At 30.9% G+C, this 16,048-nt stretch carries 14 protein-coding genes; 11 read left to right on the top strand and 3 right to left on the bottom strand.

What is annotated here, in order from left to right:
• The first annotated feature begins 69 nt into the window (after positions 1 to 69).
• Entirely contained in the window at positions 70 to 1,515 is a 1,446-nt protein-coding gene (locus KQI86_RS03495) for an NCS2 family permease (RefSeq protein ID WP_216437761.1), read from the top strand.
• Between the two features lie 122 nt (positions 1,516 to 1,637).
• Here KQI86_RS03495 and KQI86_RS03490 read toward each other — a convergent pair whose 3' ends face one another.
• The gene (locus tag KQI86_RS03490) at positions 1,638 to 2,375 is read right to left on the bottom strand and encodes an ATP-binding protein (RefSeq protein ID WP_216437760.1); all 738 of its coding nucleotides are present in this window, start codon (positions 2,373 to 2,375) and stop codon (positions 1,638 to 1,640) included.
• A 119-nt stretch (positions 2,376 to 2,494) separates the two neighbouring features.
• On the opposite strand from KQI86_RS03490, the gene KQI86_RS03485 reads away from it, so the two are divergent.
• The 8 genes from KQI86_RS03485 (at position 2,495) to KQI86_RS03450 (ending at position 11,764) form a co-directional block, all read left to right on the top strand.
• Positions 2,495 to 3,187, top strand: coding sequence for a Crp/Fnr family transcriptional regulator (locus tag KQI86_RS03485; RefSeq protein WP_216437759.1), 693 nt, complete (start codon positions 2,495 to 2,497; stop codon positions 3,185 to 3,187).
• Between the two features lie 150 nt (positions 3,188 to 3,337).
• A complete protein-coding gene (locus tag KQI86_RS03480) occupies positions 3,338 to 4,420 on the top strand; it encodes an extracellular solute-binding protein (RefSeq protein ID WP_216437758.1) in 1,083 nt (360 codons plus the stop codon).
• A 52-nt stretch (positions 4,421 to 4,472) separates the two neighbouring features.
• Entirely contained in the window at positions 4,473 to 5,561 is a 1,089-nt protein-coding gene (locus KQI86_RS03475; RefSeq protein WP_216437757.1) for an ABC transporter ATP-binding protein, read from the top strand.
• Between the two features lie 14 nt (positions 5,562 to 5,575).
• Positions 5,576 to 7,285 (top strand): ABC transporter permease, encoded by a 1,710-nt coding sequence (locus tag KQI86_RS03470; RefSeq protein ID WP_216437756.1) that lies wholly within the window; start codon positions 5,576 to 5,578, stop codon positions 7,283 to 7,285.
• Between the two features lie 15 nt (positions 7,286 to 7,300).
• Positions 7,301 to 8,050, top strand: coding sequence for a creatininase family protein (locus tag KQI86_RS03465; RefSeq protein ID WP_216437755.1), 750 nt, complete (start codon positions 7,301 to 7,303; stop codon positions 8,048 to 8,050).
• Positions 8,051 to 8,053: 3 nt separating this feature from the next.
• Entirely contained in the window at positions 8,054 to 9,595 is a 1,542-nt protein-coding gene (gene argH, locus KQI86_RS03460) for an argininosuccinate lyase (RefSeq protein WP_216437754.1), read from the top strand.
• Entirely contained in the window at positions 9,585 to 10,595 is a 1,011-nt protein-coding gene (locus KQI86_RS03455; RefSeq protein ID WP_216437753.1) for an N-acetylglucosamine kinase, read from the top strand. The genes argH and KQI86_RS03455 overlap by 11 nt, the downstream gene beginning before the upstream one ends.
• Positions 10,592 to 11,764, top strand: coding sequence for an ROK family transcriptional regulator (locus tag KQI86_RS03450; protein ID WP_216437752.1), 1,173 nt, complete (start codon positions 10,592 to 10,594; stop codon positions 11,762 to 11,764). The genes KQI86_RS03455 and KQI86_RS03450 overlap by 4 nt, the downstream gene beginning before the upstream one ends.
• 1,018 nt (positions 11,765 to 12,782) lie before the next feature.
• Here the strand turns inward: KQI86_RS03450 and KQI86_RS03445 are convergent.
• Together KQI86_RS03445 and KQI86_RS03440 are read right to left on the bottom strand one after the other, a co-directional pair.
• Complete coding sequence (locus KQI86_RS03445; protein ID WP_343216132.1) at positions 12,783 to 13,235, bottom strand: GNAT family N-acetyltransferase; 453 nt, start codon at positions 13,233 to 13,235, stop codon at positions 12,783 to 12,785.
• A gap of 407 nt (positions 13,236 to 13,642) precedes the next feature.
• The gene (locus tag KQI86_RS03440; RefSeq protein WP_216437751.1) at positions 13,643 to 14,173 is read right to left on the bottom strand and encodes a CDP-alcohol phosphatidyltransferase family protein; all 531 of its coding nucleotides are present in this window, start codon (positions 14,171 to 14,173) and stop codon (positions 13,643 to 13,645) included.
• Between the two features lie 440 nt (positions 14,174 to 14,613).
• Here KQI86_RS03440 and KQI86_RS03435 point away from each other — a divergent pair, with 440 nt between their 5' ends.
• Positions 14,614 to 15,057: a DUF3888 domain-containing protein gene (locus KQI86_RS03435; protein ID WP_216437750.1), complete on the top strand. Its 444-nt coding sequence runs from the start codon at positions 14,614 to 14,616 to the stop codon at positions 15,055 to 15,057.
• Positions 15,058 to 15,183: 126 nt separating this feature from the next.
• Complete coding sequence (locus tag KQI86_RS03430; RefSeq protein WP_216437749.1) at positions 15,184 to 15,945, top strand: PliI family lysozyme inhibitor of I-type lysozyme; 762 nt, start codon at positions 15,184 to 15,186, stop codon at positions 15,943 to 15,945.
• Positions 15,946 to 16,048 lie beyond the last annotated feature (103 nt).

Raw genomic sequence — 16,048 nt, 5'->3', positions numbered from 1 at the left:
AAATCATGGTAACATTTATATGTAATTATAATGATAATGTTCGTATTTATTATTTTAGGAGGTAACAAAATGCAGCAGAAAGCAAAAGACAAAAGTAGCTCACCAGTGAAAACTTCTTTTTTAGATTCATATTTTAAACTATCAGAAAATAATACAAATGTAAAAACAGAAATAATAGCAGGTATTACTACTTTTATTACTATGGCTTATATTATATTTGTTAATCCAGGGATTTTAATGCAAGCTGGTATGAATTCCCAAGGACTTTTAGGAGCGGATGCTGTCAATGCTGGAATAAATGCATTAAATGATCCAGTGGTAGCTTCAGTATTTGCAGCAACTTGTATTTCAGCAGCAATTGGTACGTTTATAATGGGATTATATGCAAAGGTTCCTTTTGCACAAGCGCCAGGAATGGGATTAAATGCATTCTTTACTTTTTCAGTTTGTTTGACTTTAGGATATACTTGGCAACAAGCTTTAGCGGCAGTGTTCATTTCAGGACTATTATTTATATTAATGACATTAACTTCAATTAGAGAGAAAATAGTAGATGCTATACCACAAAATTTAAAATTAGCTATTTCTGGAGGTATAGGATTATTTATAGCTTTAATAGGATTGAAAAGCGGAAATATAGTTGTATCAGATCCAGCTACTTTAGTAGCTTTTGGAGATTTTACTAACCCAGGTACAATACTAACATTAATAGGTATAGCAATTACTGCAATATTAATGGCTAGAGGAGTTAAAGGTTCTATACTAATAGGTATTTTATTGACTACAATAATAGGTGTGCCATTAGGTGTGACTAAATTAGCACCTATGAGCCAATTAGTTAGTGCACCACCATCACTAGCACCAACTTTATTTCAGTTAGATTTAAAAGGATTATTGAACGTTGGTGGCGTGGGAGTAGCCAGTGCATTATTAAATGTATTCATGGTTGTAATATCCTTTAGCTTAGTTGATATGTTTGATACTATCGGAACATTGGTAGGTACAGCTCAAAAGGCTAATATGTTAGATGAAAATGGTAAGATGAAAAACATGAATAAAGCTTTAATGGCTGATGCTGTTGCTACTACTTGCGGTGCGTTTCTTGGTACAAGTACTGTAACAACTTTTGTTGAATCCACAGCAGGAATTTCAGAAGGTGGTAGAACTGGTTTAACATCAGTGGTAACTGGCTTTATGTTCTTACTTGCTATGTTCTTTACAGGACTAGTTGGAATAGTTCCAGCAGAAGCTACGGCTCCAGCTCTAGTTATAGTTGGAGTGCTGATGATAGGAGCTGTTACAAAAATCAACTTTGATGACTTTACAGAAGCATTACCAGCATTCTTCACAATGGCTATAATGCCATTTACTTACAGTATAGCAAATGGTATAGCAGCAGGAATAATATTCTACCCGATCGTAAAAGTAACTACAGGAAAGGGTAAAGAAGTTCATCCAGTTGTATATATACTTGCCGCTCTATTTATATTGAGATTTACGATCCTACCTAAATAATATATATTAAATATAACTCGGAAAAGTAAAAGGGGCTATCTCATAATTGTATTTTGAGATAGCTCCTTTTATTTACTTATAAAATATTATATTTTAAATCACTTTCAAGGGAGGCTTTTATATTAAATTATACTTCCATCTGTTGAAATAGTCACTTCTCTGTAAGGAACTATTTCTCCTGATTTTAACATTGCGTTTTTAACAGCATTTACTATTCCACCACAGCAAGGAACTTCCATTCTAACTACAGTAATACTTTTAATACTGTTAAGTTTTAAGATTTCAGCTAATTTTTCTTCATAATATTTATTATCATCAAGCTTAGGACATCCTATAACTGTGATATGATCTTTTATGAAATCATTATGGAAATTAGCATAAGCATATGCAGTACAATCTGCAGCTACTAAAAGATTGGCATTATTTAAATAAGGTGCTCTTGTATTTATTAAATTCAACTGAACAGGCCACTGTCTTAATTGAGATTCAGAGCTAAAGCAAACCTCATCTTTTTTAGCCATAGTAACTTTAGCTACTAGTTTTCTTTCGATTAATTTAGCTGCATGTCCAGGACATCCACAAGGCAAAGGTTTTTCTGTAGTTTTTTGTTCCATAGCCTTTCTCTCATCAATCTTTTTTAAAACTAGTTCTTCATTATATTCTTCTGCGTCCCTTTCTATCATTGATATAGCTCCTGTAGGGCATTCTGGTAAACAATCACCTAATCCGTCACAGTATTCATCACTGATTAGTGTAGCTTTTCCATTTACCATTTCTATTGCTCCTTCATGGCAAGCATTTACACATAGACCACAGCCGTTACATTTCTCTTCTTCTATATGAATAATCTTTCTTATCATTTCAATTCCTCCTAAAATAGTATACATTGATTTTATATGTTTATTATAATAAAATTAATTATATAAAGCGGTAACAAAAGTTACCTTTACAATATTGATTTAGAAAAGGAAGTTTTTATATGAAAATTAGTGAAGATAATATTATCACGGCTCTTAAGAACTCCATTGTATTTAAGGAATTAGGAGAAAATGAAATAAAAGATATGTTGAATTTTATAAATTACAGAATACAAGAATATGATAAAGGGGAAACAGTGGCCATTGAAGAAGATGATTGCAATTCATTAGGAATTGTGATAAATGGTAAAATAGAACCACAAAAGATATTTCCTTCAGGTAAAGCTATTACAATAGACAGACTTGAAATGGGAAATGCCTTTGGTGAGGCTATTATTTTTTCTAATGTCCATAAATATCCTGCTACTATTGTTTGTATAGAAAAAGCTGCTGTAATGATGATTTCTAAAAATGAAATGTTAAAATTATTTTCTCACAATAATAAAATACTAAATAATTTTATTGCAGTTTTATCAAATAAAATATTAATGCTAAACAGAAGAGTTAAAACCCTTTCATATCAGAGCATAAGACAAAAGATATGTAGTTACTTATTATATATTTATCAAAATCAAAAAACAAAAGTAATAAAATTACCGATATCAAGAAAAGAAATGGCTGAATATCTTGGAATTCCTAGACCATCCCTTTCAAGAGAAATGATAAATATGCAAGATGAGGGATTAATAGAATTTGATAAGAATATTATTAAAATAATAGACGTTGAAAGTTTAAGTGATATATTGTCAGAATAGTGTAATTGTTATTTTCATAACTATTATTGACATTAAATTCCACGGGTGATATATTTAATATATAATTAGTTAATCGTATTAACAAACTAAAAATTCTGGAAATTAGGAGGGAAAATTAACGATTAAATTATTTTGGGGGTGTATTATTAAATGAAAAAGTTCTCAAAAAGAAAAGGGTTACAGCTAATTGCAACAACATTACTTGCAGTATTTGTTTTTGCAGGATGTGGAAGTACAGATACAGCTAATGACAAGGCAGCAAAAGAACCAAAAGAAAAGCAAAATTTAGTTATTTATACTGCACGTGATAAGAACGTTGTAGAATACGTAGTACCAAAATTTAAAGAAAAATATCCAGAATATGAAGTTCAAGTAAATACAATGGGAGCACAGCAGATATTAGAGAGAGTTAGAGGAGAAAAAGAAAATGCACAAGCTGACTTTTGGTGGGGAGGTACACAAGCTTCTTTTGAATTAGCTTCTAAAGAAGGGTTATTAAGTCCATATAAGCCAAGCTTTTCAGATAAAATACCAGAGCTTTATAAAGATAAAGAAGATAGATGGTATGGGGAAATATTATTGCCAGAGGTTATAATGTACAACACAGAAGCTCTTAAAGAAGGAGATCTACCGAAGGATTGGGATGATCTATTAGATGCTAAATATAAAGATAAGATAATAATAAGAGGGGTTTTACCTTCAGGAACAATGAGAACAATATATAGTTCTTTAATTTATAAACAAGATTCTAAAGACCCAACTAAGGGATATGAATGGTTAAAGAAATTAGATGCTAATACTAAACTATATGCTCAAGATCCAACAGCCTTATACCTAAAACTTGCTAGACAAGAAGGAACTATATCATTATGGAACTTACAAGATATTATGATTCAAAAAGAACAGCACAATCAACCTTTTGGATATATAATCCCTGAAAGTGGAATTCCAATTCTTGTAGATGCTGTTGGTATAGTTAAAGGAGCTAAAAATGAAGAAGGTGCTAAGAAGTTTTATGAGTTCTTATTTGAAGAAAATATAAAACTTGAATTGGCAGAAAAAATGTATCAAATACCAGTTCAAACTGGAATTGAAAAGGACAAGTTGCCATCTTGGTTAAAGAGCGTTGATCTAAAACCGATGACAATCGATTGGCAAGTAATTGCTGAAAAAGAGCAGGAATGGATGAAATACTGGGATGCAAATATTAAAGGACAATATAATAAAAAATAAAATTATGCGGTGTTAATCACCGCATAATCTATATAGTAGGGAGGTTAATGTTTTGGAAAATGTTTTGCTTAAAGATGTGAGAAAAATTTTCAAAGATTTCGTAGCGGTAAACAATGTAAATATAGACATACAGCCTGGTGAATTTTTTACTTTTTTAGGCCCTAGTGGATGCGGTAAAACTACTACCTTAAGAATGATTGCAGGGTTCAGCTTTCCTACACAAGGTGAAATATACTTTGGAGATAGAAATGTAACTTATTTAGATCCCAATAAGCGAAATATTGGTATGGTGTTTCAAAACTATGCATTATTTCCTCATATGACCGTGGCAGAAAATGTAGCCTTTGGTTTGAAAATAAGAAAGTTCTCCAAAAAAGAAATAGATTTTAAAGTGGAGAACGCTTTAGAGAAGGTAAATCTACCGGGACTCGGCAAAAGAAAAATTAATGAACTATCAGGAGGACAACAACAAAGGGTTGCTCTTGCAAGGGCTTTAGTTATAGAACCTGAAATACTTTTATTAGATGAGCCATTATCAAATTTAGATGCTAAGTTAAGGGAAGAGACTAGAAAGGAAATAAAAAAATTACAGCTTGATATGGGGATAACTACAATATATGTTACTCACGATCAAGGAGAAGCTATGGCAGTATCAGATAGAATAATGATAATGAAAAAGGGGGAAATACAGCAAATTGGCACCCCACTAGAAATATACAATACGCCAAACAACTCCTTTGTAGCTTCTTTTATAGGTGAAAATAACATCATTGAAGGTACTCTAGCAGAGTTAGAGGGTAAAGATGTAAAAATAAAAATAAGTGAAAACAATTCACTGATAGGAAACATTGATAATAAAGGGGAAAATTTAAACTTAAAGGTTGGAGATAAGGTAAAATTCTGTGTAAGACCTGAAGGCATTAAAGATGGGACAGAAAAAGATTATGGGTTTAATGTACTTACAGGTAAAGTTCAGCTTACAGAATATACAGGGATGAATATACAATACATGGCTCAGTTTGAGGGGGATTTATGGAAGATAATATTTATATCTACTGGCCATTCAATAATCAACAGGGGAGAAGAGATTAAAATACATGTTCCAAAGGATAATATATTCTTTGTAGAAAAGGTACATTAAAGGAGGGGTGAAAGATGATGAAAAAGATACAAGGTGAAAAAAGGAGCATAAAATCTTCGCCCTATTTTGTTTATATACCATTAATCCCAGTACTGCTCGTTTTATTTGGGTATGTAGTGTATCCATTATTTAAAACCTTTTTAAATAGTGTAATGATAGATGGAAATATTAATTTTGCAAACTATAAGGATTTCTTTAATGTAGAAAATGTTACCTATATTCAATCTTTGAAAAATAGCGTATATATATCCTTAATTAGTGTAATAACCTGCGGAATAGTTGGTATAGGACTAGCTCTTTTAATGGAAAGATTCGACTTTCCAGGTAGAAGAGTTTTAACAGTTATAGCAATACTACCTATGGCATTACCGTCACTAATAGGGACTATATCTTTTGATTTTTTATATGGGGAAAGCGGTATAATACCTAGGTTTTTACAACATTTATTTTCCCTTAATAAAGTTCCTTTTTATCTAAATGGAATAGCTGGGGTAATAATGGTACACACCTTTACAATGTACACCTATTTTTTCTTACCTGTTTCATCGGCTATAAGAAATTTTGATACTTCTATGGAGGAGGCTGCATATAATTTAGGTGCAAGTAAATGGACTGTGTTTACTAGAGTGATTATACCTATGCTAACACCGTCTATAGTGGCCTCATCTCTTTTGGTGTTTATGATGTCCATGGCCTCTTATACTGCTCCTCTAATTTACGGTATAGATAATACATTGACAATGCAGATATATTTATCTAGAACAAATGGAAACTTAGATATGGCTGCCACTCAATCCACCATACTATCCTTGGTATCTATTATGTTCTTAATACTTATCAGATGGTATGAAAACAAAAGAAACTACAAAAATGTAAATAAGGGCGTGGGAGTTCATAGAACTGAGGTTAAAAATAAATGGGGAAAATATGTAGCAGCAATAGCTTCATTTATCTTAGTTATATTCTTAATGCTGCCTATTATAGTGATTATATTGATATCCTTCTCTCAGGACGGCACATGGACAACTCAAATACTGCCACCTAAATATACATTAGATCATTATAAAGATTTATTTACTAATGCAAAGACATGGATACCTATAAAAAATAGTGTGGTTATGAGTTCAATTGCTACCCTAGGAAATGCTGTATTTGGACTTGGTGCAGCATATCTACTCAGTAGATTTAAATTTAGAGGAAATTACTTTGTAGATTCTATCATAATGATACCTTGGTCATTACCTGGTACTGTTGTAGCTATAAATTTAATAGCGGCTTTCAATAAACCATCATTCTTTAGTTTTGGAAAGATTTTAGTTGGAACCTATTGGATTTTACCTCTTGCATACTTTGTAAGGCATTTGCCTTTAGTATATAGATCTACATCAGCAAGTTTTGCTCAAATGGACGGCTCTGCAGAAGAAGCAGCTAGAAATTTGGGAGCAGGGTGGTTTTATAGTTTTAGAAAGGTTGTAATACCTATGGTCTTCTCAGGTATGGCTGCGGGAATGCTATTAGGATTTGTGCAAGGAATTGGGGAGTTCGTAGCTTCAATTTTATTATACACTGTAAACACTACTCCAATTTCTGTTGAAATATTCCAAAGAATGTATTCCTTTGAATTTGGTACAGCTTGTGCTTATGGGGTTCTACAAATAATACTTTTAGTAATAGTATTATTTGCTTCTGAAAGACTTAAAGGGGAAAGTGCATCAGCTATCTAAAGGAAGGTGATTTAATTGGACTATGTAAAAATTAAAGGAAGAGAAATAAAAGAGGAAATATCAAAAAGTATTTTTACTGTGGTGCCAATAGGTAGTTTAGAATATCATGGTGAGCACTCACCTCAAGGAACGGACTCATTACTGGCAGAACATTTTTCAAAATATATAGAAAAAGAGTATGGTTGCATTTTAATGCCTCTTATTGCGTATACAGCGTGCCCTGGTAAAACTTATAACTATTCTGGAACCATAAGTATAAAGCCGGAAACTATGATAAGCTACTTAAATGATATATTTGAATCCTTAGTGAAAAATGGAATAAAAGATATATTGGTTTTAAATGCTCATGATGGAAATATGTCTACAGTTAGAAGTAGCGGAGAATATATAACAGGCAAGTATGAAGATGTAAGCTTATTGATTGTAAACTGGTGGCAGCTTGTATCCGATGAGTTTATAAAAGAAAAGAATCTCTTTGATGGTGACATAGGAAAAGGACATGGTGGCCCCTATGAAATGTCAGCGGTAAAAGCTATAGATGAAAGTAGTGTGGAAGTTATTAAAGAGGATGTGGATTTACACACCATAAAGATAAACTCAAAGATTCCACATGTGTGCATAGAATCAACACCAAAAGGGTGGAACGGATACACGGGGTTAATTTCTAGAATATCTAGTGAAAGTGGAAAGTTAATAATTGAAGAAGGGGAAAAGAATTTAAAAGCCCTCATAGATCAATGGATTAAATACAGGGAGGAGATTTAATTTATGGAAAAAAATTATTTAAATTTAAGTCAAATCAAAGAACAAGTAGAAGAGTTTGAGGGAACTAAATTCCCTGTAAAATCCTATTCGAGAATAGAGTTAGAGCCTGCCTATAATGAAGCTAAGAAAAATTTATTAGATTACATGATGTTAGTAAACAAAGCTCATTTAATAATGTTAAAAGAGCAGGAAATAGTTGAAGATAAAGATGCAGGAAAGATTATGAAAGGTATATTGGAAGTGGATAAGGATAAATTCAGAAACAATGAATATACTGGTGAATTTGAAGACCTATACTTTGAGGTGGAAGACCAGATCATAAAAAATACTGGAGATATAGGTGGAAATATTCACATAGCCAGAAGTAGAAATGACATGGGAGTTGCTTTATATAGGCTTGCTATCAGAGACAGATTATTATCTCTTTATAAATCTGCCTGTGAGCTTCAAAAGGTGATTATAGAGTTTTCAGAAGAGCATAAAGAAACCATAATGATAGCTCATACCCATACTCAACAGGCTCAGCCAACTTATTTAGGCCATTATACCATTGGATTTCAATGGGTTCTCAATAGAGATATAATAAGGTTAAAAAGTGCCTTTAATACATGTAATAGAAGTACTTTAGGTGCTGCGGCCATCACCACCAGTGGGTTTAATGTAAATAGAGACAGAATGAGGGAGCTTTTAGGGTTCAATGATGTAATTGAAAATTCCTATGACTGTATAGGAGGAGGAGATTACTTAGGAGAGGTGGCTACTTCAATACAATTAGCTGCAATTAATTTAGGAAGGTTTGTATCTGATTTACTATTGTGGGCTACTCAAGAATTTAATATTTTAAAAGTGTCAAAAGGATATGTTCAAATAAGCTCCATAATGCCACAAAAAAGAAATCCTGTATCTATTGAGCACATTAGAGCGTTACTTTCATCGGTTATAGGAAATTGCTCTACTATATTAACTATGCTTCATAATACTCCTTATGGAGATATTGTAGATACAGAGGATGATGCTCAACCTTATATTTGGAAGGCTATGGACACCATGAAGGATATATATAATTTATTATATAGCATAATGGCAACTTTAGAAATCAACAAAGAAGTATTAAAAGATAGAGCAGAGAAAAGTTTTGCTATGGTAACAGAGCTTGCAGATACTTTGTTAAGAGAATACAAAATACCTTTTAGATTAGCTCATAGTATTGTAAGTGCATCAGTGGATAAATGTATGAAAGAAGGACTTTTACCAAAGGATATAGATAGAAAAATGTTAGAAACCCTATATGAAGAAAAGTGTGGGAGAAAAATAAAATTTCATGAAGAAATAATCAAGAAAGCATTAGATCCATATAATTTTGTAAACATAAGAAGCGTAGAAGGTGGACCAGCTCCAAAATCCATGAAAGATATGATTTCCAAGGGAAGAAAGGCAAATGTAAGCAATATAAACTGGCATGATGAAAAGTTTGCCTATATATCAAATAGCATCAATAGTATAGAGAATTTATCAAAAGAAATGGTGAGGGAGTATGAAAGATAAAGTGAGTTTACCCGTTCTTTCTATAGATGGTGGAGGCACGAAGTGCTTATCAGTTTTATTAGATTATGAAAGTAATATAGTTGGAGTAGGGGAAAGTGGTTCCTGCAATTATCAAAGTATCGGCGAAGAAAAATCAAAAGAAAGCATAAAAAATTCTATTTTCAATGCTATAGAGACGTATCAAAAGAAACATTCTTATGACATAAGTAAAATAGAGTGTGTCATAGCAGGAATTGCTGGTAACGATACAGGAAAAGATAAAAAAGTAATGGAGAGAATATTTAAAACTATATTTGATGAATTAAATATAACTGTAGATAAATATGCACTAGAAAATGATGCTTATATAACTTTAAATGGTGCTCTAGAAGAAAGAGAAGGGGTTTTAATAATATCTGGTACTGGTTCTATATGTTATGGTAAAAATAATAAAAATCAATACTATAGAGCTGGTGGATGGGGATATATACTAGGAGATGAGGGAAGCGGCTTTTGGATAGGAAGTCAGGCAATAAAATTTATTTTTCACAGTGAAGATGGGAGAAAAGAAAATACCCTATTAAAGGAAAGTGTACTGAATAGCTTAAAGTTAGAAAATGTAGAGGAATTAATGGGGTGGGTATATAGCGAGAACTATTCTATAAAAAAAGTAGCAGCATTAACCAAAGATGTTTTCAAATCTGCTTCTTATGGGGATAAAGTAGCTCTTAAAATACTAGATATGGCTGCAGAGGAGTTGTTAAGTCATTTAAATGTAGTAGTGAATAAATTACATTTAAAAGAAGATTTCACTCTAGCATTGCTTGGAGGGGTATTAGAGAATAGCGCATTATTAAAAGATATCCTTGTTAAAAAAGTTATGGAAAACTATAATGAATGTAATATAGTTCATATAGATGTTAAGCCGATTTTTGGAGCAATAATTTTAGGATTAAAACATTCGAATTTACTAACTCCATTAAATATGCAGAAAGTAAAAGAGCAAGTGGTGATTTTATGACAAAAAAAGAATTAGGTAACATGAAATTAATGAAAAAAATTAATAAAAATATTATATTGGATATATTAAAAAGTAATGAGGGGCTTTCTAGAGCAGATATATCGAAGATTACTAAATTGTCTAAGCCTAGTATAAGTTCACTTATAAATGAACTTATTAATGAAGGATGGGTTTTCGAAGAAGGAAGAGAAAAGACTCAAGTTGGGAGAAGACCTATGAGACTTAAGTTTAATTCTAGGAAATATGTAATCATTGGAGCTATGTTTACAAATATAGGAATTGATTTAGCTTTAGGAAATCTTTTAGGTGAGATTATGTCCACAGAGTTTATTCCTGTAGAGGATTCTAGAGAGGAGGAGGCAGTAGCCAAGGATTTTAGAGCTGCTGTTTCTAAACTCTTAGAAGACAATAATTTAGACAAGGATAACCTAATGGGAATATCCATAGGAATTCCAGGTATAATCAAAGATGGGCATGAAGAGATAATGTTTGCTCCAGAAATAAAATATAAAGGAATACTTCTTAAAAACAAAATTGAAAGCTGGATCGATGTACCCATATTTATAGATAATGACGTTAATTTAATGTGCCTTGGAGAGTATTATAATAGCTGTGATAATAAAAGAAAAGATACTAATATGGCTTATATATACTTTGGAAACGGTATAGGGGCAGGGCTTATGATAAATGGAGAACTCTATAGAGGAGCAGATCAAGCTGCTGGAGAAATAGGGTACATGGTAGTTGGAAATTTCAAAAAAAGGGATAATCATGAGCAAGGTGTCTTTGAATGCAATTACTCTTCCACAGCATTAAGGGATTTTATTAAAGATAAAGGAGATTTACTTAAAGGAGAATATAGCATAATAAAATACATTGTAGAAAAAAGTAGTGAGGATGAATCATATAAAAACCTACTTAATGAAATCTACCTTCATTGGAGTTATGCTATTGCAAATCTAATATCTGTAATAAACCCAGAGGTTGTTATATTAGGTGGAGAAGCTTTAAATATCGGAAAAGAAGGAATAAAAACCATAGAAGAAACCTTAAAAAATTTAGTTCCTTTTCTACCTAAAGTTAAGTTCGGAAATTTAGGAAACAGGGCAGGAATCATAGGTTCCATATATAAAGTGCTAAGTAAAAATGAAATGTTGATAAATTCATAAGATATTCATCATGATATAATTTTTCGCTGCTTTCTTAAAGTTTGTTGCTTTATAAATATATGACCTATGGATTAGTCCAAACAATGACAAAGTGGAACTCGTAATAGACAGTGAAAGTAAATATGTTCAATTAGACAAGAATAAGTCAGCAAAGCTATTTGAAATACTTACTGGCGAAAAATTATCTGACTCAAAATAATAATTTGCTCCATACATCCTTTCAAACGATTGTGAGAATTATTAACCTGTTGGATAGTAAAGTAATTTCTTTAAATGGATTTCCATCAAATTTATTATCTATTAGCCTATTGAATACATTTGTAAAACATAAAGGAACTAAGTATATAGTGGGAGGAACGCCTTTTTCAGAAGTGACATCATTATGTACTTAGGTCCTCTTTCTGATATATAAATATGTTTGTGAGAATTTATAATTGTAAACTAATCTTATATAATTTAATTTAGAAAGTATCTTTGTAAACTATAAAAGAGATAAGTATGTATTTAAAAAGCGACCTTTTATTGGAGCGGCTTCAATACGTGCTTAGTTCTATGATTTGGAAAATTAATTATATTTGTAGAAATTTATAAATATGAAAAGAATTTTTATCAGATACTTAGATGTTTAGTTTTTTTAGATTTTTAGATAATAGAGAAACCCTATTAAAGGATTTCCACCGTATCTATTTATCTATTAATCTAACTATCTTTAGAAGTTTCTAGATTTTGCTCAAATGTATAGAGCGCACTACATAGCATTTTTAAGTTTTGCACTATGAATAAGTGTTTACTATTACTCGGGAAAAGATCTGTAAAACATAATAGAACTTAAATACCATCTATTGATTTGATTATCTAAACATCTTTAAGCACATCTTATCTTAAGGTTCAAGCTCTTACTTCAACATACACTATAGCTTCTATTAAAAAATTTTACTCTGTTATATATATAATTGATAGAGTAATATAAAAATGTGTGAAATCTAATTAAATAATTATTGACACACAAAAGTAGTATTTATAATACATTTACCATTACTTTTTCTCCATTAATGTCTAACTCTCCATTAAAGTGAAAGCCGAATTTTTGATATAAATGGAGAGCTCGCTGATTGTCTTCATAAAGACTTAAATAAATTTTATTACAATTATATATTTTAATAAGGTGTGTAATTAATTCCTCTAACATAATACTTCCAAGTCCTTTTCCTTGAAAACGCTCATCAATTAAATATCTGTCCAACCACACCCGACCATTTCCATCCTCATCAGGAAAAAATCCATACATTGCAAATCCAACCATAATCCCATCCTGATAAAGACCTGTAGGTCGATAACAATTACATTCTGTAGCATCTTTTAAACATTGTTTTGTAGATTCCACATATGATTTTTGGGTTTCACTTACATGTAGAGATAAAACTTCTTTTAAGTTTTCAGATGTAATCTCTCTAATTTCGATATTCATCATTTATCTTTAGTAAGAGAGTGTATAATAAGTACCAAACTCTCACTAAAGTACACCTTCCTTCTATACTATTTTCTATGTATAACATGTTGATAATTCGTAATATATAACTATAGTGTATTAACTGTTATTTTATTATATAATAAACATCTTTGCTATAATCATTTTGTAGAATTTTATAAATAAGAAAATAATTTTAGTTAGATATTTATCTATTTATCTATTAATCTAACTATCTTTAAAAGTCTCTAGATCTTGCTCAAATGCATAAGCCCCATTACATAGCATTTTTAAGTTTTTCACAATAAAATTTAAAAGATAAATATTTGAGAAAAAAATTGATTGGATCTCATGTTAAGGTTCAACCTCTTACTTCAGCGTCCGCTATAGTTTCTATTAAAAAATTTCCCTCATTTTATGAATATACTTTGTTTATTTAATTCCAGTTTGTTTGATGTGAGTTGAATAATCAGTTCTTCAATTGCCGATATACTTGCCACAATACAAGTTATATACATTAATATAGTTGTATTAACATAGGGAATCAGTATAGGGAACAGGAACAAAATTATACCAGCAATTTTATTTCCGTAAGTATGAATACTTGCAAAAGTTTTATATTTTTTCATGGCTACAAACATGGATGATAATCTAATCATACCAATTAAAACAATCCAAATAACAACTTTAGTTGTAGGATTTAAAATTGGGTAAATCAAAAGCAACAATACACCTGCCATTATCATGTCAGCTATGGAATCAAGCTTTGCACCAAGAGTGCTTGTTGTGCCTGTCTTCCTGGCAATAAATCCATCTATAATGTCACTAAATCCACAAATAATATATATTACATAAAAGGCTGAGCTCGATGGCTTAGTATAAATTAAAATCAAAGAAAAAATTATTCTACTAAAGGATATAAAATTTGGTAGTGATTTCATCTCATCACCTCGTTTAAAATAAATCTTTATTACACACAAACTTACTATAATATATTAACTGTTTTTTTATTATATAATGAATATCTTTGTTATAATTATTCTATTTATAAAACTCCCTAATGCTGACAAACTCCCTTCGGTCAGACATGTACAGCATATTAATGGTATTTTTCTAAAATAAATTAAGAATTTCTAAATCTTGCTCAAATACATATGGCGCATTACATAGCATTTTTAAGTTTTACACAATAGAATTTAAGAGATAAATATTTGAGAGAAAAATTGGTTGCATCTTATGTTAAGGTTCAACTATATATTGCTATGCAATATAAGAAGATTACTTCTCAACATACAATACAAACTTATATTTTATACCATTATCACATTTACCTTCCACTAATTAATAACTTGTATTAGTATAAACTAATATAGGAATAATTATGGAGGTGATTAGCTTGAAAAAGTTTATATTTGTTATAGTTATTTCAATAATGATAGTTATGAATATATTTTCTTTTAATACTGTATATGCGTCGGATAATAAAAAAATATTGTTTATGGTCAATCCTTACAGACCACCTGAAGGTTCAAGAGAAGAATTGTATCAAGATATCTTTTTTACGCTTCTTGAGCCATATATCAGTAAGGCAATAACGGATTACTATGGTAAATCATATAGTTTTGATAATTGGAGCACTGATATTTTAAGTGTTGAACGACCTAATGGTAACCGTACAGAACTTTTCATCATCAAACTGCAAGTAAATCCATACATTGGTGCGCATAACACTGTAGGTACTGACAATATTACTTTCATAGTAAGTGCAGGAGGTAATGTTAAAATTGAAAAATTTGAACATATTAAAAGTTACATTCCTCAATAGTTGAGATAGTATGAATACTAGCTCAAATTTTTTAGTCCGTCATTTATTACTTTGCCGATATAGCATAAGAAAAGGATGAATTATTAATAAATCATCAAATGTACATACTATGTAGAGGTGATTATCATGTTTTTTAAAATATGTTTCATACTACCGATATTAATAGCAAGTTTTATAAATAGTGTACCTATATCATCAACAAACAAAGCGTTAGACAAAGCTCTTTGGAATGTAAAAGATGGCAAACTAATATCTTCATGGACAGAAGAGAATATTTATTTATATGCTATGGACTGGAAGAGGGCAGAAGAACACGATGGCGTATATAGAGAAATAGTGCTTTCTGTAAGAGATCATGAAAAGTACTTTTCTTGTTGGCAAATAGATACAAACCCAGTGCGGAAACCTACATTTAATCTAAGTGACATAAATAATGATGGAAAAAAAGAGTTAATTGTAATATCAACATCAGGTTATGGTACAGGAATATTACTACAAGATGTCCATGTCTTTAGGTTTGATAAAGAGGGCTTTTTTTATGACATTTATGTAATGGACCCACGTGAAGGCATATACCAAAATATCAAAGGAAAATTGACAAAGAAAGATGGTATTGTAACTGTTACTATAAATATTAAAGGTAATGATCATACTATGACGGCTAAGGAGTCAAGTCTTGCGTATTGGGGTAATGAAGTTGGTTTTGGATCTGTACAGGAATATAAAGTGATTGATAACAAATTGATAGCTGAAATGAATATAGTTGTCGGTAATGATGTAAGTATAGCTGTCATTGTCATGGAGTACGTATTTGAAAATGGAAGGCTCAGAGTTAATAATGTAACGTTAAAAAAACATGATTCAAACTGGCAAAAGTGGAATAACTAATAGTTTTAAGGATGTGATTAATATATCACATCCTTAACGTAGTAACTGTTATTTTATTATATAATGAACATCTTTACTATAATCATTTTGTAGAAATTTATAA

Origin of the sequence: Clostridium mobile (genome assembly GCF_018918285.1) — a bacterium.
Classification (GTDB): Bacteria; Bacillota; Clostridia; order Clostridiales; family Clostridiaceae; genus Clostridium_AW; species Clostridium_AW mobile.
The sequence above is the reverse complement of the archived record's forward strand: the minus strand, read 5'-3'. Positions and strand labels throughout refer to the sequence as shown.

Excerpts from the sequence above, each read along its gene's own strand:
- KQI86_RS03495 (WP_216437761.1), top strand. The coding sequence starts at position 70 with ATGCAGCAGAAAGCAAAAGACAAAAGTAGCTCACCAGTGAAAACTTCT.
- KQI86_RS03490 (WP_216437760.1), bottom strand. The coding sequence starts at position 2,375 with ATGATAAGAAAGATTATTCATATAGAAGAAGAGAAATGTAACGGCTGT.
- KQI86_RS03485 (WP_216437759.1), top strand. The coding sequence starts at position 2,495 with ATGAAAATTAGTGAAGATAATATTATCACGGCTCTTAAGAACTCCATT.
- KQI86_RS03480 (WP_216437758.1), top strand. The coding sequence starts at position 3,338 with ATGAAAAAGTTCTCAAAAAGAAAAGGGTTACAGCTAATTGCAACAACA.
- KQI86_RS03470 (WP_216437756.1), top strand. The coding sequence starts at position 5,576 with ATGATGAAAAAGATACAAGGTGAAAAAAGGAGCATAAAATCTTCGCCC.
- argH (WP_216437754.1), top strand. The coding sequence starts at position 8,054 with ATGGAAAAAAATTATTTAAATTTAAGTCAAATCAAAGAACAAGTAGAA.
- KQI86_RS03455 (WP_216437753.1), top strand. The coding sequence starts at position 9,585 with ATGAAAGATAAAGTGAGTTTACCCGTTCTTTCTATAGATGGTGGAGGC.
- KQI86_RS03450 (WP_216437752.1), top strand. The coding sequence starts at position 10,592 with ATGACAAAAAAAGAATTAGGTAACATGAAATTAATGAAAAAAATTAAT.
- KQI86_RS03445 (WP_343216132.1), bottom strand. The coding sequence starts at position 13,235 with ATGATGAATATCGAAATTAGAGAGATTACATCTGAAAACTTAAAAGAA.
- KQI86_RS03440 (WP_216437751.1), bottom strand. The coding sequence starts at position 14,173 with ATGAAATCACTACCAAATTTTATATCCTTTAGTAGAATAATTTTTTCT.
- KQI86_RS03435 (WP_216437750.1), top strand. The coding sequence starts at position 14,614 with ATGGAGGTGATTAGCTTGAAAAAGTTTATATTTGTTATAGTTATTTCA.
- KQI86_RS03430 (WP_216437749.1), top strand. The coding sequence starts at position 15,184 with ATGTTTTTTAAAATATGTTTCATACTACCGATATTAATAGCAAGTTTT.